Source organism: Afipia broomeae ATCC 49717 (genome assembly GCF_000314675.2).
Taxonomy (GTDB): Bacteria; Pseudomonadota; Alphaproteobacteria; order Rhizobiales; family Xanthobacteraceae; genus Afipia; species Afipia broomeae.
Window position 1 is genome coordinate 1 of record NZ_KB375282.1, and the last position, 23,200, is coordinate 23,200.

Consider the following 23,200-nt stretch of genomic DNA (forward strand, 5'->3'; position numbering starts at 1 on the left):
TTATCCTGACTCTGTGATCCTGTCTCAGAATCAGCCATGGAGATGCATCACCGGTGGTTCCGGTGAGGCTCTTCAGACGTCCGGGTCAAGCGTTCCCGCAGCGTAGCGAGGACAACGCTTGACGCGGCGGCGACACCACAAGCTGTTGATGGGGTGCAGGCGAAGTCCTGCACCCCTGCCACGCGGCGAGCGGGAGAGCGCGAGGGGAACCCCTCGCATTCTAAACAATGAAGTTGCGCCGAAGGCGCTCCGCTTAGGTATCTTGCGTGCAGTTGTATTTTACAGACGTTGATGTTGTTTCGCGCCCGCTTTCGATTGGTGACCTTGCAGTGAACGTGGTGGCCGGCGCGCTCGGCACCGCCGAGCGCGCCGGATTGATCGAGGGCATGCCCTTCATCTTGATGGATGACGGGAGCTACGATCTTCATCTCAATCGATTCTTCCGCGTATGTCCGGGCATGGGTGCGCGGTCGCCGAACACATGGCGCTCCTACGCCCACGACATTCTCGTCTGGGCGCGTTTTCTCAGCGAGCGGCGGGACCGCAAGACGGTCTGGCAGGCCGACCGTCACGACGTGCTGGCCTTTCACCGGGCGCGGCGCCTGTCGGACGCCGCGTTCCGAGTCTCGGCGGCGAGCTGGAACCGCGGCATTGCGGCACTCGATAAGCTTTATCGGTGGGCCGTCGAAGAAGGGATCATCACGACCTCGCCCTTCAGCTATGGCGTCACCCTTCGCAGGGCAGCTGGCACGCGCGCCGTGCTGGCCGTTACGACGAACCGGGCGCGCGAGCGCGCGGCACGGCAGCACGATATGCGTTACGTTGATCTCGGCCGCTATCTGTTATTCCGCGACGTGGGGCTGAGAGGACGCTCGCCCGACGGCACGGACGATCCGACGTGGCGTGGCCGCAATGGCGAACGGAACGCGCTCTTCGCAGAGCTGTTGGTCACGACTGGACTGCGGCTGACCGAAGGCGGTAGCCTGCTTCTGGCTGATCTTCCTCGTGCGACAGAAGCCGGATTGCGCTCGGTCGTATTCGATCTGCCAGGCGCGGTCGCCAAGGGCGGACGGCCGCGCCGTGTTCGCATTCCCCGTCGGGTATTGGCGCTGATCAATGACTACATCGATCTCGAGCGAACCATATCGTCCGCCCGATGGGAGCCATCGGTCACCAATCCACTCTGGTTGGCGCCGGAGGGCGGGAGGATCGTCGACGCGGCGGGCAAGCGGGTCCGGCTCGATCGGCTGACGCCGAGCGAGCGACGGCGTGTGCTGATCGGCGTGCCCGGCAAGGCGCAACACGCCTTGCTCTGGTTGACGGAAGGTGGCCGGCCGGTCCCATCAGCCACTTGGGAAGCGGCTTTTCGCCGGGCCTGCGTCCGCTGTCGCCGTTTCGGGATCGACCTCGACGTATCGCCCCATACATTGCGGCACTCCTTCGCCGTCAACATGCTTTCAATGCTGATCCGCGAGCAGATTGGCGCGGTGTTCGATCCGCAGGATCGGCACGGCGCGGCCTATCGCCGGATTCTCGGCGATCCCTTGCAGAAGCTGCAGCATCTGCTGGGGCACGCGAGTGTGACCAGCACCTACATCTATCTCGACAGCTTGGCTGAAGCGCAGGAACTGGTCGAGGCGGCCGCGGATCGCTGGGCCCAAGATACGGCCGGTGATGCGCAATGACCGCCGCCATGACTACATCGGCGCGGCGGCCTGGCCGTCGTGCCCTCTTTCCCGAGACGCTGCCCGATCCCGAGGAGGAAGCTGCAGCGGCGATCGCATCGCTCCGCTTCCCTGTCACCCTCGCGGACCGCACCGTGACGATCGACCTGACGATGCTGGGCGGTCGCAGAGCATTGGCGCGGACGCTTGCGGGGGCGCTTTGGCGCGCCTGCCAGGTTGGCGGTCCGGCAGGCTCGATCTCGACCGCCGCTGCCTACGCCAATGCGCTCAAGATGTTCTGGCGCTACCTCGACGCCGGCACTCATCACGTGATGCGTCTGTCGGACGTCAACGCCGCGTGCATCGACGGTTTCGACGCTTGGATGGAAGAGAGTGGCCTGCATCCCAATCATCGGTTGCACCGGATGAGCAAGGTGCTCAATCTGCTCCGGCTGGCGGATGCGGCAGAACCGCGGCAATTGCCACCTGATGCGTCGCGCCGGCTCATGTACACGAGTAATCGGCCGGGCGTGCGCGCCCAACCGCGCGATGCCTATGGCGATGATGTTGCGTCGGCACTGCGAAGTGCAGCACGCGCCGACCTCAGCGCGATCATGCATCGCTTTGCTGCGGCCGAGCGCCTTCCGGCGCACGACGATGCCGATCGGAGCAGCGTTCTGGCAGCAGCACACGAAGCGGCCATGGCAGCGATCGATGTCGAAGGCGTCATCGGGCACCGGCATCCGCTCTTCAAACGGCTCTATACGCTTCGCCGGGAAAGCGGTTTGGCGAACGATCGCCTGATCCACGATCTCCATGGCCGTCGGCACCTCCTCGCCGCCGACTTGGTGCCGCTCATCGTTCTCATTTCGCTCGAGTCTGGTCTCGAGGTCGAAGCCATCAAGGGATTGCGGTCAGACTGCCTGAAGAACCCATCCGGCGGCTATGTCGAGATCGAGTATTGCAAGCGGCGGGCGCGCGGCGCCGAGTGGAAGCGACTGCGCGTCCGCGCTGGCGGATCGTCGACGCCCGGCGGCCTGGTTCGGAAGGTGCTGCACTGGACGGAAGCCGCCAGACACCGGCTCGGCGTGCACTCGCTGTGGGCTCATTTCGCCTGGGGCCGGCTGACCCCACGCGTCCTAAGCATGAAGGAAGTTATCGCCTCATGGGTCGGACGGCATGGCATCCTCGACGAGCAGGGCCGGCCGCTCCGCCTCAACCTGACCCGCCTGCGCAAGACCCATAAGGCGGCATGGTATCGCCGAACCGGCGGCCAGCTCGACCGCTTCGCGGTCGGGCACAGCATCGCGGTCGCGGCCAATCACTACGCCGACATTCCCGCGCTTCGCCATCTCCACGAAGCGACCATTGCCGACGCCATGACCGATGCGCTCGACGCCGCTCGGCAGCCGCACGTCTTGTCATCAGGGCAGGAGGCCGCCCTTCGAGCTGATCCTGACGAGGCCGGTGATCTGGCGGTCACGGGCGCCGCCGCCGTCAATGCCCTGTTAAGCGGCGAGCAGGACGTCTGGCTCGCCAGTTGCGGCGGCTTCTACAAGAGCCCGTTCGGGGCCGACGGCGAAGCCTGTCCGTCGCCATTCTGGGGATGCCTGGAATGCAGCAATGCGGTGATTACCGCCCGCAAGCTGCCCGCGCTCCTGTCGTTCCTTACCTTCATCCGCGCGCAAAGGCAGACGCTCACCGAACATGACTGGACGACGAAGTTCGGACGCGTTCACAGACGGATCGCCGATCAGATCCTGCCCCGCTTCAGTGATGCCGAGATCGAGCAGGCGCGTCAGGTCGCGGCTTCAGACCCGGCGCTGATTTACCTGCCGCCTGAAGCGGGAGCGCCGTGATGCCGACGCCGATCACGCTGCCGGCGCGGCGGTCGCTGCCATCCGCCATCTATGGTGACGACGAGCCTGTCCTCGCCGGCGTCACGGTCAGGGAGGATGTCGACCGCGCGCAGCTTCCCCGTTTCGGTGACGATCACTGGGATTTGGGCGCCACCATCTTCCGCGTGAACGCCCGCTACAGCAATTATCGGCTGAACTTCGCCCGCATCGCCGATCCTGTGACGCAGCGGCTTGCGAAGGAGTATGTGATCGCCCGTTTGCGCATCCATGTGCCGGGATACCGCGCGCCTTGTGGTGCGACCTCGGCGATCCGCTTGCTGCGCTACATCCAGCATTTCGCGGCGTTTCTCAGCACAAGGATCGGTGCCGTCGATCTGAGCCGGATCGATCAGGCGCTGCTCGATGCCTATCTGGTGCACGCCCGCGACGGCGGGCGGCGAACGCCCAACGAGACGGTGAAGTATGTCGAAGTGCCGATCGATCTGCATCATTTGTCGCCATGGTTGACGGGCGGCGGCATCGGCATTCTTCCGTGGCGCGGGCGCGCGGCGCACCATGTTGCAGGACGTCCGCCTGCGCCCGCCGAGAATGCCACGCCGCGCATTCCCGAGCCGATCATCGGCGCCATGCTTCGCTGGTCGCTCAAGTACATCGAGGTCTATGCGCCGGATATCCTGGCGGCGCGCGCAGAACTCGATGCCCTGGAAGCCCGCTGCGCTCGATTGATGGCGCGCGATGCCCGGACAAGTCGAGCCGTTGCCAAGACCTACCGCGCCCGTGTCGCGAAGTGGGTCGACGCGCGCCGGGCCGCAGGCCGAGGCGTGCCGATCTGGGAGCGGGCGCCCAACGCCGCCCGCCGGATCGATCCGCTGACCGGCCGCGAGATTCCTCCCTACAACCTCCATCTGATGCGGCTGCATGTCGGAGCTCCCGAGAGCGGGCGCGTCAGCCAATCCGAACCGACCGCGCGGCTGATCGATGCCGCGGCGGCTGAACTGGGAACCGAGATCGGCGGTCTCAATACGCCAATCTCGATCGATACCGACACGGGTTTGCCATGGCGCGAGCGCTTCGACGGCTTAAGCCTCGCCCGCGAGGAGCGGATGCTGCAAGCCGCCTGCTATGTGGTCTGCGCCTATCTCACCGGCATGCGCGACAGCGAGGTGCAAGCCATGCAGCCGGGCTGCGTGTCGGCGGTTCGTAGCGCCGATGGCCTGGTCGAACTCTACCGGGTGCGCAGCACCGTCTACAAGCGTCAAGGCGCACGCGGCATGATGGCCGACTGGATCACGATCGAGCCGGTCGCTCGCGCCGTCGCGGTCATGGAGGCCCTCTCCGCACCTAATCGCCGCGAGAAGGGATTGTCATCCTTATGGGTGACGCTGAAGGATTGGCCCTGGAGCAACGATCATCTCGGCATGGGTGCGACGATCACGCTCAATCTGTTTCGCGACGGGCTGGATGCGCGCTCCGCCGACACGCCGGCGATCCCACGGATCGGAGACGAGCCCTGGAAGTTCACCACCCGGCAATTACGCCGCACGGTCGCATGGTACATCGCCAATCGGCCGTTCGGCACCGTTGCGGGAAAGATCCAGTACAAGCACGCCTCGGTCGCCATGTTCGAAGGCTATGCGGGCTCGGCGCACACGGACTTCCGTCTGGCCGTGGAGCGCGAACGCGCGCTTGGCCAACTCGACGACATCGTTGCTCATTACGAAGCGTTTCTTCGTCATGAGGGTCCGGCGGGACCAGGCGCGACACGATTGCGGCGGGAGTTCGCGCGTGTGCAGGACGAACTCGGCGAGCTTCCCGGCCGGATCATGGATCGCAAACGGTTGCGCACCATGTTGGCTCATCTCGGTCGAACCTTGCACGTCGGCTTTCTCAACGACTGCCTCTTCGATGCCGCGACCGCGCTGTGCCTCAACGCCGCACCGCATTCCGAGCGGGCGGCACCGGCCTTGTCCCGATGCAGCCCCGATCGCTGCCCGAACGCCTGTTTGACCGCCCGACACCGCGAGCCGTGGCAAGCCTCGATCGCGGACGGCGAAGCCCTGCTCGCCGACCGGCGCCTGTCGCCGCTGCAGCGCGCGGCCATCACACGCGACAACGAACGCAAGCGTCGGCTGATCGCACATCTGATGGACGGTGATGCATGACCAGCCTGGGTCCGAAGAGCGAGGCGGCATTGAGGGCGGGAATGGCACGACTGCTCGACGGTCGGCCCGAGCGCACCGACGGCGCGCTCACCGTCTCCAATCTGGCGCGCGAGGCCGGCGTCAGCCGGGCAACGGCGAACCGTGCGATCGATCTTCTTGCTGAGTTTCGCGCCGCCGAAGTACGCCACCGGCGATCATCTCCCCAGGCACTGAAGGAGCGTGTCCGCTTCCTCGAAGCCGAGCTCCGGGCCGTGCGTGGCGCCGAGATGACCGAGTTGCGTGCGCTCACCCGCACACTCGCACAGCACATCCAGGTGCTGACGTTGCAGGTTGCCGAGCGTGACGAGGTGATTGTCGGCTTGCAGAATGAACTGGCGCGATCGAATGAGGCCAAGGTCGTTCCGCTGCGGCGCTCGCCGCGAGATGGCGCTGGCTGAGAGCCACGCAATATCCCCGTAACCGGCCGGTCCTGCGGCCATCGGTCGTGGCCGACGTCTCCTGTGCTCGCCCGTCGAGGCAGGGGCTCGGTTGTGGCAGACGTTGCCAGCCCGTCAACCCTGTTCCGCACCGGTAACCGAGAACAGGGTGTGACGGCCCGGCTCGCCGCGTCTGCCCCTGCCGCTTCGCCCTCGACGGAGAGGGCGAGCACAGGAGGCACCCATGACCACCAATCGCAACAGCCAGGCCCGCACCGTCAACGATATCTACGAGCGCGTGACCAACCAGATCATCGCCGCCATCGAGGCCGGCGCCGGAGATTACCGGATGCCCTGGCATCACGACGGATCGGCCATCACCAGGCCCGTCAACGTCACTTCACGCAAGGCCTATCGCGGCGTCAACGTCATCACCCTCTGGGCTGCGGCGCATGCGGCCGGCTATCCCGCCGGCATCTGGGGCACCTATCGCCAATGGCACGAACTCGGCGCTCAGGTTCGCAAGGGCGAGCGCGGCCACCTCGTCGTGTTCTGGAAGACGGCAGATCGCAGCAGCGACACAGATCGTCAGGATGGCGACGACAATCATCACGAGCCCGCACGGCGCCTGTTTGCTCGCGGCTACACTGCCTTCAATGCCGCTCAGGTCGACGGCTACACACCGCCCGAGCTGCCGGTGCTTCCCGAGGTCGAGCGGATCGAGCACGCCGAGCGCTTCTGCGCCGCCCTTGGCATCGATATTCGCCACGGCGGATCACAAGCTTGCTACATCCCGTCCAAGGATCACGTGCAGATGCCCGAGTTCGCTTGCTTCCGGGACGCGATTGCCTACTACGCCGTGTTGCTCCACGAATGCGGCCACGCTTCCGGCGCCAAGAATCGCCTCGACCGCGATCTCTCCGGACGGTTCGGCTCGGCCGCCTACGCCATGGAAGAATGCACGGTCGAGCTTCTCAGCGCCATGATCTGCGCCGACCTCAACCTCAGTGTTGAGCCACGACCCGACCACGCCCGCTACATCGCCTCCTGGCTCGAAGTGCTGCGCTCCGACAAGCGCGCCATCTTCACCGCGGCGAGCAAGGCACAAGAGATCACCGACTGGATGCACGCCCGGCAAGCCAATGCTCATGGGCACGACGTCAGGGGCGCTGCATAGGCGCCCCCTCAACGGGCCGTTTCAAAGGGTCCACCGGGTGCGATCAGTTGACCGCACCCTCCCGGAACAGCGTCTCGATCAGCGCGCATTCCGGCAACGTGCCGTCAGCACATTGCGCGACAACCTTCTTGAGCACCCGCTCCATGCGCTTCAGATCGGCGATCTTCGCCTGCACGTCCTCAAGGTGTGCGGCGGCGACGGCGCGCGCCTCGGCACAGGGCTGGTCGCGCTCGTCGACGAGACGCAGTAGCTCACGGATTTCATCAAGGGAGAAGCCGAGCTCGCGCGCCCGCAACACGAAGCGAAGGCGCCGCTCATGCGACGTGTCGTAGCTGCGGTAGCCGCTCGTTGTACGCGGCGGTTCGGGCAGAAGGCCGACCTTCTCGTAATAACGCACCGTCTCCAGATTGCAGCCCGTTCGCTGGGCGAGTTCAGCCCGCTGCAGTCCCTTCACCACGGCGTGATCGCGCATCGCAAAATCCTTCTTGACCCTGTAGCGACTACAGACCGCATGGTACGGCACGCTTAGGATTTCGACAAGGAAAGAGAGAGTGGACATGGTCGCATCGCGATCCAGAACGGCAAGCATGGCGCCTCTTGTGGCGGATCCCTCCGCGTCCGAGCGCGGCGAGGTCGGACGGCAGCGTCTGATCGCCGTTGGCGGCATTTTCGGCGCGCTCGCCGCCTCGTCCTGCTGCATCGTGCCGCTGATCCTGTTCAGTGTCGGCATCGGCGGCGCCTGGATTGGCAATCTGACGGCGCTTGCACCCTACAAACCGATCTTCGTCGCCGGAACGGCAGGCCTACTCGGATACGGCTTCTACCTTGTTTACTGGAAGCCCAGACGGGCCTGTGCTGATGGCGCTGCCTGCTCACGCCCCATTCCCAGCCGCCTTGTTCAACTCGCGCTCTGGATGGCGACCGCGCTTGTGATCGCCGCCTTCGTCTTCGACTACGTTGCCCCACTGCTGCTTCGCACCTGACACCAAGAGGAGACCCGACCCATGAAGAACAGTTTGGGCGCTTTCGCCCTGATCGCCTCAGTGATGACGGCGTCGACCGCATTCGCCGGCGAACGCACGATCACCTTCGCTGTCGACAACATGACCTGCGCCTCGTGTCCCTACATCGTGAAGAGTTCGATGGAGGGGGTCCTCGGCGTCGCAAAGGTCGCCGTTTCGTTCCGAGCCAAAACCGCGACCGTGACCTTCGACGACGCCAAGACAAACCCGGCCACCATCGCGGCCGCCAGCATGAACGCGGGCTATCCAGCCCGTCCGGTGCAGCAGGGCAGTTGAGGTGAATGACCGCGCCCTCATCGGTGCAGGCACGGCTGGCGCCGTCCTCGCTGTGATCTGCTGCGCGGCGCCGCTCCTCGCCGGAGTCCTGCCACTGGCCGGCCTCGGCGCGTGGCTGGCAGGTGCAGGTCTGGTGATGCTTCCCCTGGTGATCACGTGCTTCGGTCTCGTCGCGTGGGCTATCCATCATCGCCGTGCAAGACCCGCCTGCAGCGAGACCAAGATTCACAACGAAGGCGTGAAGCCATGAACGACTGTTGCGCATCCTCCTCGTCTCGCGACAAGCTTGCAGCTTCCGCATCCGCGACGCTCCCGAGCTACGTCGTGCGGCCGGGCGTGACGTTTCCGGATTGGTCTGTGGTCAAATCACCAGCGGTCAAGGACGCCCTGCTGGCCATGGTCGGGTCCGACCATGTGTTCGATCGCTGGAGCGGCTACGATCCCGCCACCGACCGCGTTCGCATCGCGCTGCTCCAGCTCTACGCGGAACATGGCCGAGCTCCGGCCGCAGACGCGCTTGCGGAGCGCGCAGGGTTGAGCGAGACGTCCGTCCGGGCTCTGCTCGAAGAGCTCCGCCGTCGCGACCTGGTCGTGCTCGACGGCGAGCGGATCGTCGGCGCCTATCCCTTCACCGATAGTGACACCGGCCACCGGGTCACACTCGACGGACGTGTTCTCAACGCAATGTGCGCGGTCGACGCACTCGGCATTGGCGCCATGACTGATCGCGATGTCACGATTGCATCGCGCTGCCGCCATTGTGGTGCGCAAATTCGGGTCACCACACGGGATCAAGGTCGGATGCTGGCTCGCGTTGAGCCGAATACGTCGGTCATGTGGCAAAGCGTCCGCTATGAAGGCGCGTGCGCTGCGAACTCGCTTTGCGCGACGACCGCCTTCTTCTGTTCGGACGACCATCTCTCCGCCTGGCGCCGTGAACAGGCGGCGGACGAGGCCGGATTTCGGCTGTCGATCGAGGAAGGGATGGAGGCTGGCCGCGCTCTGTTCGGCCCGAGCCTCGCCGGCCTCGATACCCCGGCACAATCGTCGGTCGGCTCGACATCGAAGAACCCTGCAGCGGCGGACCGTCGCTTTCGCACGAACGATCGCAATGGTGGCGCCTACGATCTCGTCGTCATCGGCGCCGGCTCGGCCGGCTTCTCGGCCTCCATCACAGCGGCCGATCAGGGCGCGCAGGTGGCGCTCATCGGCAGCGGCACCATCGGCGGCACCTGCGTCAATATCGGCTGCGTGCCGTCGAAGACTCTGATCCGGGCCGCCGAGACGCTTCACAACGCGCGTGTAGCAGCACGTTTTGCCGGCATCACGGCGGAGGCCGAACTGACCGACTGGCGCAGCACCGTTCGTCAGAAGGATGCACTCGTTTCCGAACTGCGCCACGCCAAGTACACGAATCTGCTGCCCGCCTATAACGGCATTGCTTATCGCGAAGGCGCGGCGCGCCTCATAGAAGGTGGTGTCGAGGTGGACGGCGCGCGCATTCCCGCCGGCAAGATCATCATCGCGACCGGCGCGCGGCCGGCTGTGCCCGCCATCCCCGGCATCGAGACCGTACCCTATCTGACCAGCACGACCGCGCTCGACCTTGAGGAGCTACCACGATCGTTGCTCGTCATCGGCGGCGGCTATATCGGGGCCGAGCTTGCCCAGATGTTCTCCCGCGCGGGCGTCAAGGTGACGCTCGTATGCCGGTCCCATTTGCTCCCCGAGGCCGAGCCCGAGATCGGCGCGGCGCTGACAGGATATTTGCAGGACGAAGGGATCACCATAGTCTCCGGCGTTGCCTACCGTGCGATCCGCAAGACCGAGCACTGCATTGCGCTCGATGTTTCGCGCGACGACCAGAACACGACGATCGACGCCGATCAGGTGCTGATTACCACCGGGCGCGCGCCCAACATTGAAGGTCTTGGGCTTGCCGAGCGCGGCATCACCGTCTCGCTGAAGGGCGGCATCGTTGTGGATGACCGCATGCGCACCACCGGGGCCGGCATCTATGCCGCCGGCGACGTCACCGGCCGCGACCAGTTCGTCTACATGGCCGCCTATGGCGCCAAGCTCGCCGCCAAGAACGCCCTCAATGGCGACAGCCTGCGCTACGACAACAGCGCCATGCCTGCCATCGTGTTCACCGACCCGCAGGTGGCGAGCGTCGGGCTGACCGAGGCCGCGGCGCGCACGGCCGGGCATGCCGTCCGTGTTTCCACGATCGGTCTCAACCAGGTACCGCGCGCGCTCGCCGCTCGCGACACCCGGGGACTCATCAAGCTCGTGGCTGACGCCGGCAGCGGCCGGCTGCTCGGCGCGCACATTCTCGCGCCGGAAGGGGCCGACAGCATCCAGACCGCAGCACTTGCGATCCGGCAGAGCCTTACCGTCGAGGACCTCGCGGATACGATCTTTCCGTATCTCACCACTGTCGAGGGCTTGAAGCTCGCAGCGTTGTCATTCGGAAAGGACGTCGCGAAGTTATCCTGTTGCGCTGGGTGAGCTAGGGCCCCTAAGCGATCCGCGAATCTGTCTCACGCGCCGACATCCAGCGGCAGTCCGCATTTTCAGGCAAACGCCGCCGCAAATCCGACTGAGACAGCTTGACTGTTCAGATAACGCGCCGAATTGAGTTCCGCGTTCAGCTGCGCGTCGCTAGGGATCGTCCCCACCGTGCGCCATGCCGACTATATCGGCTCCTGGCTCGAAGTCCTGCGTGAAGACAATCGCGCCATCGTGCGGGCCGCCTCGCAGGCGAGCAAGGCCGCGGACTATTTGCTCGGTTTCGTTCCCGGGTCCATTGAGCCCGCATCGCTGGATTCGGCTGTCGCCGATCACGAGACGGCGTGATGCCTGGCCTCGCGCGAGAGTGAGAGGAGGGGAGGCTGTTCGCGACGGGTTGGAAGCCGAGAGAGAGTCTCACGGCCACCCGTCGTGGAGAGCCAAAATGACGAAAGCCGTACAAAAGATCACGCTGTCCCCTTCTCGGGACATTCCCTTCAACAAGCTCGTGCTCGGCCAGTCGAACGTTCGCCGCGTCAAGGCCGGTGTCTCGATCGAGCAGCTAGCCGAGAGCATCGCGCAGCGTACGCTTCTGCAAGGTCTGAGTGTCCGGGCCGTCGTCGATGCAGATGGCAACGAGACCGGCATGTTCGAGGTGCCAGCGGGCGGCAGGCGCTATCGCGCTCTCGAGCTCCTGGTAAAACAGAAGCGGATGTCAAAGACGCAGGCGGTGCCGTGCGTTGTGCGTGAAGGGGGCATCGCCGAGGACGATTCGGTGGCGGAGAACGATGAGCGGGTCGGCCTGCATCCGCTTGATCAGTTTAGGGCCTTCCAGACACTCCGCGATCTCGGCATGAGCGAGGAAGACATTGCCGCGCGTCATTTCGTGAACCCTGCAATCGTCAAGCAGCGCCTGCGCCTGGCGTCGGTCTCGCCAAAGCTGCATGAGGTCTATGCCGAAGACGGCATGACCCTCGAGCAGCTCATGGCGTTCTCGGTCACGGCCGATCACGCCCGCCAGGAGCAAGTCTGGGAGAATGTCAGCCGCTCCGGTTATGACGAGCCATACCAGATCCGCCGGCTGCTCACGGAGAACACCGTGCGCGGTTCCGATCCCCGGGCCCAATTTGTGGGCCTCGATGCCTATCAGAGCGCGGGTGGCGGCGTTCTGCGGGATCTGTTCGAGCACGACGACGGCGGCTGGCTTCAGGACGTCGTCTTGCTCGACCGCCTCGTAACCGAGAAGCTCAAGGCCGAAGCTGAGACGATTGCTGCCGAAGGCTGGAAGTGGATCTCGGTCGCCGTAGATTTCCCCTACGGTCACACTCAAGGCCTACGACAAATCGAAGGCAAGCCCGTCGATCTCTCGCCTGAGGAGCAGGCCACCATCGATGCGCTGAACGCCGAGCAAGCCAAGCTGGAAGTCGACTACCGGGATGCCGACGAGTTGCCCGACGAGGTCGATCAGCGTCTCGGCGAAATCGAGTCGGCCCTGGCTGCATTCGAAGACCGGCCGATGCTTTACGAACCGGCGGAGATCGCCCGAGCTGGTGTCTTCATCAGCATCGACTCCGAAGGACGCCTCGCCGTGGACCGGGGTTACGTCCGGCCGGAGGACGAGGTGCCGGCAACTGATCCTGATGTCGGGCAGGGCGCCGATGCGTCGTCGACCGAAGGTCTTGAAGTGGGCCCTTCCGTCCAGCGCACGGTCATCGCGGTCGCAGGCGGCGCTGCTGATGCCGAGGAGGATGATGAGGACGCGACCAAACCTTTGCCGGATCGTCTCATCATCGAGTTGACGGCGCATCGTACACTGACATTGCGTGATGCGTTGGCGGGAAATCCAGCGGTCGCGTTCCAGGCAGTTCTGCATAACTTCGTGCTGACGGCCTTTTACCGGTTCGCATCGTCCGGGAGCTGTCTTGAGATCAGCCTTCGCACGCCGAACTTTCCCGCCCAAGCTCCGGGGCTGAGGGAAAGCGTCTCGGCCAAAGCAGTCGAGGCGCGACATGAGGTCTGGAAGGCACGGTTGCCAAAGAGCGAGAACGATCTCTGGGATGCGCTGACGGCTCTCGATGGTGGTGCACAGGCGTCGCTGTTCGCCCACTGTGCGTCGTTTGCGGTCAACGCCGTCCATGAGCCAGCCAATCGCTACAATCAGGGTCGCGTCTCCGCCCATGGCGTTCGCACGCGTCTCGACCAGGCCGATGTGCTGGCGCGCGCGGTCGGGCTCGACATGGTGCAGGCCGGCTGGCGACCGACCGTCGACAACTATCTCGGCCGGGTTACCAAGCCGCGTATTCTGGATGCCGTGCGGCAGGCCAAGGGCGAGTCGTCGGCGCAACTGATCGACCATCTGAAGAAGGCCGACATGGCCAAGGAGGCTGAACGACTTCTGGATGGCTCGGGTTGGTTGCCGGAGCCGTTGCGTCTCCTCGATCCCGATGCGGCGTCAGAGCAGGAGAGCGAGGCGGGCCGGCTGCCCGAATTCCTCGCCGACGAGGAGGATCAGGAGACCGCCGCCGACGAAGATCCGCAACATCTCGACGCGGCTGAGTGATCATCACAGAGCGGGGCGGCTTTGGCCGTCCCGCGGTTGCTTGGGGACCGGTGTGTAGCGCTGGTCCCCATTCTTATTGGGAACGGCGGAGAGTGAGAGTCGGGCCGGGAAGGGTTTGAGCCGTCGGGGGCAAAGGAGAGCGCCTGATGGTTCGACCCATTCCTGCTCTCCGAAAGAATTCCTGCCATGACCGAATCTCTTGCCGGCGGCATCGCCACGCCGCTCTCCATGCGTGCCGCTGCAAATCTCACCTCTGCCGCTGTCAGGGCCGCGCGACAGGTCCTGACCGAGCTCGAACGCGGCCGTCGCATCGATGCCGCTGTTCTGCGTAGCGCCATGGAGTCTGCCTTTGGCGCCTCGGACACGGCCGGCGTTTGGAATTGGAAGACCGCCTATGACGTCTGCGAGGCGGCAGCCGTTCTGTTCCTTCGCAAGTTCGGCCCCGCGATGCGTGCCAAGGCTGGGTCGACGGCAGCAATGCTGCCGATGCTCACGAAGATCGCTAGCTGTCTGCCGACCCACACGCGGCGTTCCGAGGACAGCCAGGCGCTTCAGCAATTCTCGACGCCGATCCCGCTTGGGCTGGCCGCATGCGCCGCGGCTGGCATTACGCCGGCCGATCGCGTTCTTGAGCCTTCTGCTGGGACCGGTTTGCTCGCCGTCTTTGCCGAGCTCGCCGGCGGCGTTCTGGTCTTGAACGAGTTGGCCGAGGCCCGCGCGGCGCTGCTCGATCATCTCTTCGCAGGCGTTAAGGTCTCGCGGTTCGATGCTGCACAGATCGACGACCACCTCGACGCGAGTGTCGTGCCGAGCGTCGTTCTGATGAACCCGCCGTTCTCGGCATTGACGAACGTAGACCGACGGATGACGGATGCGGCTCTCCGTCACATCGCTTCAGCGCTCGCGCGTCTTGGCGACGGTGGACGCCTTGTCGCCATCACTGGCGCCAGCTTCGCACCGGATAACCCGGCATGGCGAGAAGCCTTTGTGCGGCTCCAGGAACGCGGGCAGGTAGCGTTTTCTGCGGCGATCGACGGCGCCATCTACGCGAAGCACGGAACACAAATCGACACACGGCTGCTTGTGATCGACAAGCTGCCCGCTGCCGATCCGACGGCTTTTCCGGCTTCGCCAGGCATGGCGGCCGACGTCGCTACCTTGCTCGACTGGGTGAACCAGCATGTGCCTCCAAGGCTGCCCGTCGCCATATCACCGGAGATCGTCGCTATCGAGCGGCCGGCTATGTCGCGATCGCTGGGCGCCGTTGCACCACGCTCATCGTCTTCTTCGAGAGACGCCGCGCCAGAAGGCGTCGAACTTACATACGAAACGGTCGAATGGTCGCCGCCGGAAGGCACCCGGCTCACCGATGCCCTTTACGAGGAATACGGATTGCAATCGATCCGTATTCCCGGATCGTGCGCACACCCGACCAAGCTCGTGCAGTCCGCGGCGATGGCGTCCGTTGCGTCACCGAAACCATCCTATCGTCCGCACCTGCCTTCGAGTCTGGTGGCAGATGGAGTTCTGTCGGACGCCCAACTTGAGAGCGTCATCTATGCCGGCGAGGCGCATTCTGAGTTTCTCGTGGGCTCCTGGACGGTCGATGCGACCTTTGATGTTATCGCCGCCGCGCGCGATGACGCAGAGAATGCCGTCCGCTTTCGCCGCGGCTGGTTCTTGGGCGATGGCACCGGCGCGGGCAAGGGCCGGCAGGTCGCCGGGATTCTGCTCGACAACTGGCTCAAGGGCCGCCGACGTGCCGTCTGGGTCAGCAAATCCGACAAGCTGATCGAGGACGCGCAGCGCGATTGGTCCGCGCTCGGGATGGAGCGCCTGCTCGTTACGCCCTTGTCCCGGTTTCGCCAGGGCACCCGGATCCGGCTTGCGGAAGGCGTCCTATTTACCACCTACGCCACGCTACGGACCGACGAGCGTGGCGAGAAGCTTTCGCGCGTCAGGCAGATCGTCGAATGGTTGGGCTCGGACTTCGACGGAGTGATCGTCTTCGACGAGAGCCACGCCATGCAGAATGCGATCGGGGGCAAGGGCGAGCGTGGTGACCAAGCGGCCTCTCAGCAGGGGCGCGCGGGCTTGAGGCTCCAGCACGCGCTGCCGAATGCCCGCGTGGTCTATGTGTCGGCGACGGGCGCAACCACGGTCCACAATCTCGCTTATGCCCAACGCCTCGGCCTTTGGGGCGGCGCCGACTTTCCGTTCGCCACCCGTGCCGAGTTCGTCGAAGCGATCGAGGAGGGTGGGGTCGCGGCCATGGAGGTGCTGGCGCGCGACCTCAAGGCGCTCGGCCTCTACGCAGCCCGCTCGCTCTCTTACGAGGGCGTCGAGTACGAGCTTGTTGAGCACCAACTGACGCCGGAGCAGGTCCGCATTTACGACGCCTATGCCGGTGCGTTCAGCGTCATCCATAATAACCTGGACGCGGCGATGCGGGCCGCCAACATCACCGGCGCAACGGGAACGCTGAACGGGCAGGCCAAATCTGCGGCACGCTCCGCCTTCGAAAGCGCGAAGCAGCGCTTCTTCGGTCACCTCCTGACCTCGATGAAGACCCCGTCACTGATCCGTGCGATCGAGAACGATCTTGAGGCTGGGCACGCCGCGGTCATCCAGATCGTGTCGACGGGCGAAGCGCTGATGGAGCGCCGGCTCGCGGAGATTCCAACTGAAGAATGGGGCGACGTCCAGGTCGACATCACCCCGCGCGAGTATGTCCTCGACTACCTCGCCCACTCCTTCCCGGTCCAGCTCTACGAACCCTTCACCGACTCGGAAGGTAACCTCTGCTCCCGGCCTGTCTATCGCGACGGCCAGCCGGTCGAGAGCCGGGAAGCCGTCGCACGCCGTGACCGCCTCATCGAGAAGCTTGCCTCGCTGCCGCCGGTACCTGGGGCACTGGATCAGGTCATCCAGCGCTTCGGCACCGAACTGGTCGCCGAGGTGACGGGCCGCTCGCGCCGCGTCATCCGCAAGGGCGACCGGCTGGTGGTCGAAAACCGCGCAGGCTCGGCCAATCTCGCCGAGACCTCGGCCTTCATGGATGACGTCAAGCGCATCCTCGTGTTCTCCGACGCCGGCGGCACGGGGCGGAGTTACCATGCCGAACTGTCGGCGCGGAATCGCCGGTTGCGCGTCCATTACCTGCTCGAGCCCGGCTGGAAGGCCGACGCCGCGATCCAAGGCCTTGGCCGCACCAACCGGACCAACCAGGCGCAGCCGCCGCTGTTTCGTCCGATTGCGACAGACGTGAAGGCCGAGAAGCGCTTTCTCAGCACCATTGCCCGCCGGCTCGATACGTTGGGAGCCATTACGCGCGGCCAACGTCAGACCGGAGGACAGGGCCTGTTCCGGCCCGAGGACAATCTCGAAAGCCAGTATGGACGTGATGCGTTGCGTCAGCTCTACACGCTGCTCGCGCGAGGCAAGGTCGACGGTTGCTCGCTTGGGAGGTTCGAGGATGCAACCGGTCTGAAGCTCATGGATGCCAATGGGCTCAGGAATGACCTGCCGCCGATCACGACCTTTCTGAACAGGTTATTGGCGCTCACCATCGACCTCCAGAATGTGCTGTTCACCGCCTTCGAGCAGCTCTTGACCGCTCGGATCGAAGGCGCGGTTGCATCCGGCACCTACGACGTCGGGTTGGAAACACTCCGTGCCGAGAGCCTTGTCGTCACCGACCGGCGGACGATCTATGACCAGCGGGGGACCGGCGCCGAGACCCGGCTGCTCACTGTCACACAGCGCCAGCGCAATCATCCGGTGAGTCTGGATGACGCTCTTGCTCGTCTTTCCGATCGTCAGGCCGTCCTGCTGGTCAATGAGCGCTCGGGACGAGCCGCCGTGCAGGTCCCCGCGGCGAGCGTCATGCTCGATGACGGCGAGATCGAGCGGCGCGTCCGTCTGATCCGGCCGATGGATCAGCACACGGTCCCCTTGAGCATGATGGCGGAGAGCCACTGGATCGAAGCGGACCGTGGGCGCTTCGCTGCGGCCTGGGTGGCGGAGCTTGCCGAGGTGCCCCAGTTCACGGAAAGCACGATCCACGTTGTGGCGGGCTTGCTGCTCCCTATCTGGAAGCGGCTGCCGAACGAATCAACCCGCGTCTATCGGCTCCAGACCGATGCGGGCGAACGCATCATCGGACGCAAGTTTTCGGCCACATGGGTCGCAAACGTCCTTTCGAGGGACGCGCCCGCGCTGACGCCGGACGCTGCCTTTGCCGCGCTGATGGAGGGACGCACCGTCCTCGACCTCGCGGAGGAACTCCAACTTCGCCGCGTCCGGGTGATGGGCGCCTATCGCATCGAGCTGTCCGGATTCAACGACACGATACGCGATCGCCTCCGTGCTTACGGCCTCTTTGGGGAGATCATCTCCTGGAAGCTGCGCATGTTCGTACCCACGGACGCGAGCGGCATCGAGGTCCTGTCCAGGGTGCTCGACACCTATCCGGTTACGGGCGTCAGTGAGCGGGAGGCCGCGTGATGGCCGGCGATGCTTCCGAACTGGCACGCCGCCTCTCGTGCGAGGCTGAGGCGGTGTGCCGACACTATCTCTCTAATGGCAGGCGGGCGGGGCGGTACTGGCTGGTCGGCGACGTCTACAATACGCCGGGCCGCTCGTTGTTCGTGCGGCTGCACGAATCACCGAAGGGACCCGCTGGGAAATGGACCGACGCCGCGACCGGAGAACATGGTGATCTCCTCGACATCATCCGCGAAAGTCTGGCCTTGCGAGACTTTCGCGAGGTCGCCGAGGAGGCGAGGCGCTTTCTGAAGCTGCCTCGTTCCGAGGAGCAATCACTCCCGAGGCCCGTTCGTCCAGTCGCGCCGGCCGGATCGCAGGAAGCCGCTCGTCGGCTCTTTGCGATATCCAACCCGATTGAAGGGACATTAGCCGAGGCGTACTTGCAGCGTCGCGGAATTAGTTGCATCAACCATGGTGGCAGCTTGCGCTTCCATCCTCGTTGCTACTATCGACCGGATGAGCATTCGTCGACCGAAACCTGGCCGGCGATGATAGCCTGTGTCACCGACCTCGATGGACGGATCACCGGCGTGCACCGCACCTGGCTAGATCCACACGGTTTTGATCGCGTGCGGCTCGGCAAGGCTCCGATCGACACACCACGACGCGCCATGGGTGACCTGCTCGGCAACGCCGTTCGCTTCGGCGTGGTCGATGATGTGCTCGCTGCCGGCGAGGGAATCGAGACCATGCTGTCACTGCGTTACGCACTGCCGGCCCTGCCCATGGCGGCCGCGCTTTCGGCTAATCATCTCGCAGCGATGATGCTGCCATCTGGCCTGCGTCGGCTCTATATCGCCCGCGATGACGATGCTGCCGGAGATACCGTACAGGCGATTCTCACGCAGCGCGCGGTAGAGGCCGGCGTTGAAGCGATTCCGCTGTCGCCTCGGGTGGGCGATTTCAACGAAGATCTGCACATCTTTGGCCTCGAAGCCCTCCGCGCATCGTTGCGGCTTCAGCTCGTACCAGAGGACGTCGTCCGTTTGCTGCATTCGTCGTTGGCAACCGCGGAATAGCCCCGGCAATTCGATGGGCATCGACAGGTCGGTCGCGGTGCGGCCACTGCCGGGAGAGCACGCGACCACGGCCTTCTAGAGGGCGATCGGACGGCAAGCGGCTCGGACCGGCAATGGCTGCGTCCGGCTATTTTCCGCCGCGCGCCGGCGACGAGAAGACACATTAGCCATCTGGCGAGCGCGCTTTGCATCGCGAAGCAAAATAGCCCGGCCTCCGCCATCCTCCGCTGCGCTTCGGCCCTCCGCTCTGCTCCGGGTTCTGGCCCGTTCCGCCTGCCGTCTGAGTGATCGCCACGAAGGCCGCGATGGTCGCGGCCGATCCGGCAAAGGATCGCCTCCATGACCGACCACGATGACATCGAACCACCGCACGACGCATCTCCGACCGAACACGTTCTTGCCGAATTGCAGCTCTTCGGTTACCGCCCCTTCGACGACCAGCCCGATCCACGGCCGCTTCCCGACGGCAGGATCATTACCGGTGCCGTCGTCGATATCTTCGATGCCCTGGTCGCGACGTTGAGCGACACGCGGCTCGAGCCGGACCTCGACGATCTGCTCTGGTCGACCGTCAACCTGTTCCACCGAGCCGTCGACCGCATCGGTCGCCAACTCGACGACAACGAACAGGCGCAACGGAAGAGTCAGCGCGAGCAGGACGGTTCCGAAGTTCGATCCGTCGAACTCGAACGCATCACGGCGGAAGGCACCACGTTGATCGAGCGACGCAACTGCCTGGAGCTCTTCCGTGACCAAGCCATCGAACGCTTCGAGACTCACACCGGCACATTATGGCGCCCCCGATCGGGATCGCTGGTGAACCACCGCACCCTGACCGCGGCGATGATCGACTCCCGCGACTTCATCGCAGCCAAGCGCCGCGCCGAGACCGAGATCCTGCTGCCCTCAGGGCCAAAGATCGCGCTCACCGGAGGGCTCGACTTCAACGACCACCACCTCATCTGGGATCGTCTCGACAAGGTTCATGCCAAGCATCCCGACATGGTCCTGCTGCATGGCGGCTCCCCGAGGGGGGCCGAACTGATCGCCTCGAAATGGGCGAGCAACCGCAAAGTGGCCCAGATCGCCTTCAAGCCCGACTGGACGAGGCACGCCAAGGCAGCACCGTTCAAGCGCAACGATGCCATGCTCGAACTCCTGCCGATCGGCGTCATGCACTTCCCGGGCACGGGCATCCAGGACAACCTCGCCGACAAGGCGAAACGGCTCGGCATCCCGGTCTGGATGTTCGGCGGCGCATGAGCGCCGTCTGCTCAACTGAAGTCTTTGAGGCGAAATTGCTCCCGCCGCAACTCCGCCTCGTTTCAGTCTCATATCCAGAGTTGCGCCGTGGTGGTGGTGGAAGGCGCGACTGGTAGATCTATGCACATGGAGCCACCACCATGCTCGCTATTGGGCTTGTTCTCAACACACTCGGCATCGGTCTGTTCTGCTGGGCGATCATTGCGCTTGCCGTGTATGCCCTGCCGTTTTTTGTCGCACTCATTATCGGGATGATGACGTTTCACAGCGACGCCGGCCTCATTGGCGCCATGCTTATCGCGACGGCCGGCGGTGCGCTGACGCTGGTCCTCGGCCAGGTCGCCTTTGCTGTTACTCGGTCCTCGGCCTTGCGCATCGCGATCGCAACAGCATTCGCTGTTCCCGCCGCCGTCGCCGGCTATCATGTGGTGTTCGCCGTGTCCAATATCGGGGTGCCCTCGCTGGCTTGGCGTGAAGTCTTCGCTTCCTTGGGCGCGGTTTGCGTTGGCGGCACGGCGATGACGCGCTTGGTGGTTTTGGCGAAGACCCGCCCGTTCGAGCCCGATGTGGTGGTGGAGAAACCGTCCTAGCCAATTCTTACGGCCGCATGGCCCCAGGGGCGATCGCTTACCGCTGCCATGTCGAATAGCTTCGTTTCGCGTAGATCGGCGCGGTGAACGGGATGATCGAACTTGAGCGCGGAGATCTCGTCCTGCTCGGAATTCATCGATCAAGCTGCCGACATTCGGTCTGGCCCACGCAGCCGCGGCAGAACGATCTTATCTCGATCCGTTCTTGGGAGACGATACCGCCTTTTGCAGGAGATTGTTTCTCTTTCCCCGCTGAATCGTTCACGCCTCTTGTTCATCAAAACCGAGATAGCCACGCTTCTCCAGATATCGTGGTTCAGCACGCGGACGCACGTGGCCTCGTTGATGGCTTGATCTGGCCGAAGACCGGCTTCGCCTCGATCGTCTGAGCCGCAACGCCGTTGATGCGACTTTCTTCCCCTGGGCTTCGCCCATTCCTCGCGAGGCAAGAAAGTCGCCACAACGACGTCCTCCGCTGCGCTCCGGCCCGAGCGGGTGCGTCGCCGATCGTCCTCGGCCCTAGATCGCCATCGAGGCCGCGGTGGTCGCGGGCTCGAAACACAACAGGAGAAGTGACATGGCTAACATCGGTTCTTTCAAGAAGGTCGGTAACGAATTCCAGGGCGAGATCGTCACCCTGAGCCTGAAGGCCAAGGGCGTCCGCATCGTCGCCGAGACCAACCGCTCCAATGACAACGCCCCCAGCCACCGCATCTATGTGGGCCGGGCGGAGATCGGCGCAGCCTGGTCGAAGCGTTCCGAGGAAGGCCGCGACTACCTCTCGCTCAAGCTCGACGATCCTTCCTTCAACGCGCCGATCTACGCGAACCTGTTCGACGACGAAGGCGGTGAAGGCTACACCCTGCTCTGGTCGCGGCCGCGCAAGACCGGCGAGTAGGCCACTTCATCAAGCCCCGTCCGGTCTGCCGGGCGGGGCTTCCCATCCTTCCAGGCGTCAGTGAGCGCGAACCGGCCGCCGGATCGAGCGGGTCGGCTCAATCACTCGGCCTGCCCCCGAGTCCTTTTCTTGGTGCTTGTGGGCGGGCGAGTGAGCAGGTCGGCGGCCTCGACACCCAGGCTGCGAGCGAGCCGATCGACAACGTCGATACCCGCCGCATAAACGCTTCGCTCGAGTGCGCTGATATAAGTGCGGTCAATTTCAGCACGATGAGCCAATTCCTCCTGTGACAAACCACGGGCCTGCCGGAGCTTCCGCAAATTGATTGCAAGTATCTCGCGTATATCCATACGCGAGAGGGCATGTCCTTGAAGAGTATTTCACCACGGAGTATTTTCGACAAAACGCGATCCGGACGGCTTCCGCGACAATTTTGGCGCTTCTGCTCCTTCCTGCCCGCGTGTTAGAAATTGTCTAAACTAAGGCGTGGAGTCTTATGAGGAAGCCGCCGCTCGACCCAGGCGTCGCCGACGCTGCGCCTGCAGATCAAATTCTCACTGCCTACGATGAGCAGCATGTCGTGACCTACATGCGCCTTCTGCAGGCCGAAAGCCAAGGGGCTGACTGGATGGAAGTCGCTCGAGTGGTGCTGCATATCGATCCGGTGCGGGAGCCGGACCGTGCGCGAAGCGCATATCAGAGTCATCTCGCGCGCGCCAAATGGGTGACCGAGCAGGGACGCCTCTTGCGCGGCACCGGCTCAAAATAGAAGAAAACCGCCGGCCGGCGACTTGCAGGCAGAACTATTTTCTTTTGCTGATCGGTGGTCATTCCGGTGCACCACGTGGTGCCAAACTAGGGGCTTCCTACAACCGCCTCGTTCATACCTATTGCGGCGCAATCGTTGTTAGCAGCGTGCAATGGGGCGGAAGCAATGCCTGAATTCGACTGGCGGTCGCCGGAATCCTACAAGAGCCTACAAGACGCCGAAATCACCGACATCGCCTGGGAATGTCTCCGCCGCAACGCCGGTTACCGGCGTGAGTACGAGGTGATGATTGCCAACAGCCCGAACGGCGAAGTGACTGACGAATTCAGGAGGAGGTGGGGCCTCTGCTTTCGCCCATGACCCGCGGCGGTCGTTCGATGAGCAGACGATCTTTTGGGCGCCTGAGGTTCTAGCGGCGGTCGTTCCGGTCAAGGTTGCCTCGGCCGCCGATCGCAGTTCAGCGCCT

The 23,200-nt window shown here is 64.3% G+C and carries 20 protein-coding genes and 1 pseudogene; 19 read left to right on the top strand and 2 right to left on the bottom strand.

Annotation, left to right across the window (positions count from 1 at the left end):
• Nucleotides 1-329 precede the first annotated feature (329 nt).
• From HMPREF9695_RS00005 to HMPREF9695_RS00025, 5 genes are all read left to right on the top strand, one after another.
• A complete protein-coding gene (locus HMPREF9695_RS00005; protein ID WP_245258688.1) occupies nt 330-1,685 on the top strand; it encodes a tyrosine-type recombinase/integrase in 1,356 nt (451 codons plus the stop codon).
• On the top strand, nt 1,682-3,523 hold the full coding sequence (locus HMPREF9695_RS00010) for a hypothetical protein (protein ID WP_006018699.1): 1,842 nt from the start codon (nt 1,682-1,684) through the stop codon (nt 3,521-3,523). The genes HMPREF9695_RS00005 and HMPREF9695_RS00010 overlap by 4 nt, the downstream gene beginning before the upstream one ends.
• Entirely contained in the window at nt 3,523-5,685 is a 2,163-nt protein-coding gene (locus HMPREF9695_RS00015; protein ID WP_006018700.1) for a hypothetical protein, read from the top strand. Before HMPREF9695_RS00010 ends, HMPREF9695_RS00015 begins: the two co-directional genes overlap by 1 nt.
• Nucleotides 5,682-6,122: a hypothetical protein gene (locus tag HMPREF9695_RS00020; protein WP_006018701.1), complete on the top strand. Its 441-nt coding sequence runs from the start codon at nt 5,682-5,684 to the stop codon at nt 6,120-6,122. Before HMPREF9695_RS00015 ends, HMPREF9695_RS00020 begins: the two co-directional genes overlap by 4 nt.
• A 223-nt stretch (nt 6,123-6,345) precedes the next feature.
• Complete coding sequence (locus HMPREF9695_RS00025; protein ID WP_006018702.1) at nt 6,346-7,278, top strand: ArdC family protein; 933 nt, start codon at nt 6,346-6,348, stop codon at nt 7,276-7,278.
• Between the two features lie 43 nt (nt 7,279-7,321).
• Here HMPREF9695_RS00025 and HMPREF9695_RS00030 read toward each other — a convergent pair whose 3' ends face one another.
• Nucleotides 7,322-7,750, bottom strand: a complete 429-nt coding sequence (locus HMPREF9695_RS00030) for a MerR family transcriptional regulator (RefSeq protein ID WP_006018703.1) — start codon at nt 7,748-7,750, stop codon at nt 7,322-7,324.
• Nucleotides 7,751-7,835: 85 nt separating this feature from the next.
• On the opposite strand from HMPREF9695_RS00030, the gene HMPREF9695_RS00035 reads away from it, so the two are divergent.
• The 12 genes and pseudogenes from HMPREF9695_RS00035 (at nt 7,836) to HMPREF9695_RS00085 (ending at nt 21,965) form a co-directional block, all read left to right on the top strand.
• The gene (locus HMPREF9695_RS00035) at nt 7,836-8,261 is read left to right on the top strand and encodes a mercuric transporter MerT family protein (RefSeq protein ID WP_006018704.1); all 426 of its coding nucleotides are present in this window, start codon (nt 7,836-7,838) and stop codon (nt 8,259-8,261) included.
• Between the two features lie 21 nt (nt 8,262-8,282).
• Nucleotides 8,283-8,576, top strand: coding sequence for a heavy-metal-associated domain-containing protein (locus HMPREF9695_RS00040; protein ID WP_006018705.1), 294 nt, complete (start codon nt 8,283-8,285; stop codon nt 8,574-8,576).
• Nucleotide 8,577: 1 nt separating this feature from the next.
• Nucleotides 8,578-8,826, top strand: a complete 249-nt coding sequence (locus HMPREF9695_RS00045; RefSeq protein ID WP_006018706.1) for a hypothetical protein — start codon at nt 8,578-8,580, stop codon at nt 8,824-8,826.
• Nucleotides 8,823-11,087, top strand: coding sequence for a bifunctional organomercurial lyase/mercury(II) reductase MerBA (gene merBA, locus HMPREF9695_RS00050; protein WP_006018707.1), 2,265 nt, complete (start codon nt 8,823-8,825; stop codon nt 11,085-11,087). Before HMPREF9695_RS00045 ends, merBA begins: the two co-directional genes overlap by 4 nt.
• 120 nt (nt 11,088-11,207) lie before the next feature.
• Nucleotides 11,208-11,435: pseudogene (locus HMPREF9695_RS00055) on the top strand (zincin-like metallopeptidase domain-containing protein); the annotation flags it as partial.
• A 97-nt stretch (nt 11,436-11,532) separates the two neighbouring features.
• Nucleotides 11,533-13,647 (top strand): ParB/RepB/Spo0J family partition protein, encoded by a 2,115-nt coding sequence (locus HMPREF9695_RS26540; RefSeq protein ID WP_006018709.1) that lies wholly within the window; start codon nt 11,533-11,535, stop codon nt 13,645-13,647.
• A 186-nt stretch (nt 13,648-13,833) separates the two neighbouring features.
• Nucleotides 13,834-18,153 (top strand): bifunctional class I SAM-dependent methyltransferase/DEAD/DEAH box helicase, encoded by a 4,320-nt coding sequence (locus HMPREF9695_RS00065; RefSeq protein ID WP_006018710.1) that lies wholly within the window; start codon nt 13,834-13,836, stop codon nt 18,151-18,153.
• On the top strand, nt 18,153-19,214 hold the full coding sequence (locus HMPREF9695_RS00070) for a DUF7146 domain-containing protein (protein WP_006018711.1): 1,062 nt from the start codon (nt 18,153-18,155) through the stop codon (nt 19,212-19,214). The genes HMPREF9695_RS00065 and HMPREF9695_RS00070 overlap by 1 nt, the downstream gene beginning before the upstream one ends.
• Before the next feature lie 339 nt (nt 19,215-19,553).
• Nucleotides 19,554-20,477 carry a DUF2493 domain-containing protein gene (locus HMPREF9695_RS00075; protein ID WP_006018712.1) on the top strand — a complete coding sequence of 308 codons (924 nt, stop codon included), beginning with the start codon at nt 19,554-19,556 and terminating at the stop codon, nt 20,475-20,477.
• 140 nt (nt 20,478-20,617) lie between these two features.
• A complete protein-coding gene (locus HMPREF9695_RS00080) occupies nt 20,618-21,067 on the top strand; it encodes a hypothetical protein (protein WP_006018713.1) in 450 nt (149 codons plus the stop codon).
• 92 nt (nt 21,068-21,159) lie between these two features.
• Nucleotides 21,160-21,456 (top strand): hypothetical protein, encoded by a 297-nt coding sequence (locus tag HMPREF9695_RS25375; protein WP_080654815.1) that lies wholly within the window; start codon nt 21,160-21,162, stop codon nt 21,454-21,456.
• A 188-nt stretch (nt 21,457-21,644) separates the two neighbouring features.
• Entirely contained in the window at nt 21,645-21,965 is a 321-nt protein-coding gene (locus HMPREF9695_RS00085) for a DUF736 domain-containing protein (protein WP_006018714.1), read from the top strand.
• A gap of 101 nt (nt 21,966-22,066) precedes the next feature.
• On the opposite strand, the gene HMPREF9695_RS00090 is transcribed toward HMPREF9695_RS00085, so the two are convergent.
• Nucleotides 22,067-22,315 carry a helix-turn-helix domain-containing protein gene (locus tag HMPREF9695_RS00090; RefSeq protein WP_024337241.1) on the bottom strand — a complete coding sequence of 83 codons (249 nt, stop codon included), beginning with the start codon at nt 22,313-22,315 and terminating at the stop codon, nt 22,067-22,069.
• Between the two features lie 146 nt (nt 22,316-22,461).
• Here HMPREF9695_RS00090 and HMPREF9695_RS00095 point away from each other — a divergent pair, with 146 nt between their 5' ends.
• The gene (locus HMPREF9695_RS00095; RefSeq protein ID WP_006018715.1) at nt 22,462-22,734 is read left to right on the top strand and encodes a hypothetical protein; all 273 of its coding nucleotides are present in this window, start codon (nt 22,462-22,464) and stop codon (nt 22,732-22,734) included.
• Nucleotides 22,735-22,899: 165 nt separating this feature from the next.
• Complete coding sequence (locus HMPREF9695_RS00100) at nt 22,900-23,094, top strand: transcriptional regulator domain-containing protein (protein ID WP_006018716.1); 195 nt, start codon at nt 22,900-22,902, stop codon at nt 23,092-23,094.
• Nucleotides 23,095-23,200: the final 106 nt, after the last annotated feature.

Excerpts from the sequence above, each read along its gene's own strand:
- HMPREF9695_RS00075 (WP_006018712.1), top strand. The coding sequence starts at position 19,554 with ATGACCGACCACGATGACATCGAACCACCGCACGACGCATCTCCGACC.
- HMPREF9695_RS00040 (WP_006018705.1), top strand. The coding sequence starts at position 8,283 with ATGAAGAACAGTTTGGGCGCTTTCGCCCTGATCGCCTCAGTGATGACG.
- HMPREF9695_RS00065 (WP_006018710.1), top strand. The coding sequence starts at position 13,834 with ATGACCGAATCTCTTGCCGGCGGCATCGCCACGCCGCTCTCCATGCGT.
- HMPREF9695_RS00035 (WP_006018704.1), top strand. The coding sequence starts at position 7,836 with ATGGTCGCATCGCGATCCAGAACGGCAAGCATGGCGCCTCTTGTGGCG.
- HMPREF9695_RS00020 (WP_006018701.1), top strand. The coding sequence starts at position 5,682 with ATGACCAGCCTGGGTCCGAAGAGCGAGGCGGCATTGAGGGCGGGAATG.
- HMPREF9695_RS00025 (WP_006018702.1), top strand. The coding sequence starts at position 6,346 with ATGACCACCAATCGCAACAGCCAGGCCCGCACCGTCAACGATATCTAC.
- HMPREF9695_RS00080 (WP_006018713.1), top strand. The coding sequence starts at position 20,618 with ATGCTCGCTATTGGGCTTGTTCTCAACACACTCGGCATCGGTCTGTTC.
- HMPREF9695_RS00090 (WP_024337241.1), bottom strand. The coding sequence starts at position 22,315 with ATGGATATACGCGAGATACTTGCAATCAATTTGCGGAAGCTCCGGCAG.
- HMPREF9695_RS26540 (WP_006018709.1), top strand. The coding sequence starts at position 11,533 with ATGACGAAAGCCGTACAAAAGATCACGCTGTCCCCTTCTCGGGACATT.
- HMPREF9695_RS00070 (WP_006018711.1), top strand. The coding sequence starts at position 18,153 with ATGGCCGGCGATGCTTCCGAACTGGCACGCCGCCTCTCGTGCGAGGCT.
- merBA (WP_006018707.1), top strand. The coding sequence starts at position 8,823 with ATGAACGACTGTTGCGCATCCTCCTCGTCTCGCGACAAGCTTGCAGCT.
- HMPREF9695_RS00100 (WP_006018716.1), top strand. The coding sequence starts at position 22,900 with ATGCCTGAATTCGACTGGCGGTCGCCGGAATCCTACAAGAGCCTACAA.
- HMPREF9695_RS00030 (WP_006018703.1), bottom strand. The coding sequence starts at position 7,750 with ATGCGCGATCACGCCGTGGTGAAGGGACTGCAGCGGGCTGAACTCGCC.
- HMPREF9695_RS00010 (WP_006018699.1), top strand. The coding sequence starts at position 1,682 with ATGACCGCCGCCATGACTACATCGGCGCGGCGGCCTGGCCGTCGTGCC.
- HMPREF9695_RS25375 (WP_080654815.1), top strand. The coding sequence starts at position 21,160 with ATGATCGAACTTGAGCGCGGAGATCTCGTCCTGCTCGGAATTCATCGA.
- HMPREF9695_RS00085 (WP_006018714.1), top strand. The coding sequence starts at position 21,645 with ATGGCTAACATCGGTTCTTTCAAGAAGGTCGGTAACGAATTCCAGGGC.
- HMPREF9695_RS00015 (WP_006018700.1), top strand. The coding sequence starts at position 3,523 with ATGCCGACGCCGATCACGCTGCCGGCGCGGCGGTCGCTGCCATCCGCC.
- HMPREF9695_RS00095 (WP_006018715.1), top strand. The coding sequence starts at position 22,462 with ATGAGGAAGCCGCCGCTCGACCCAGGCGTCGCCGACGCTGCGCCTGCA.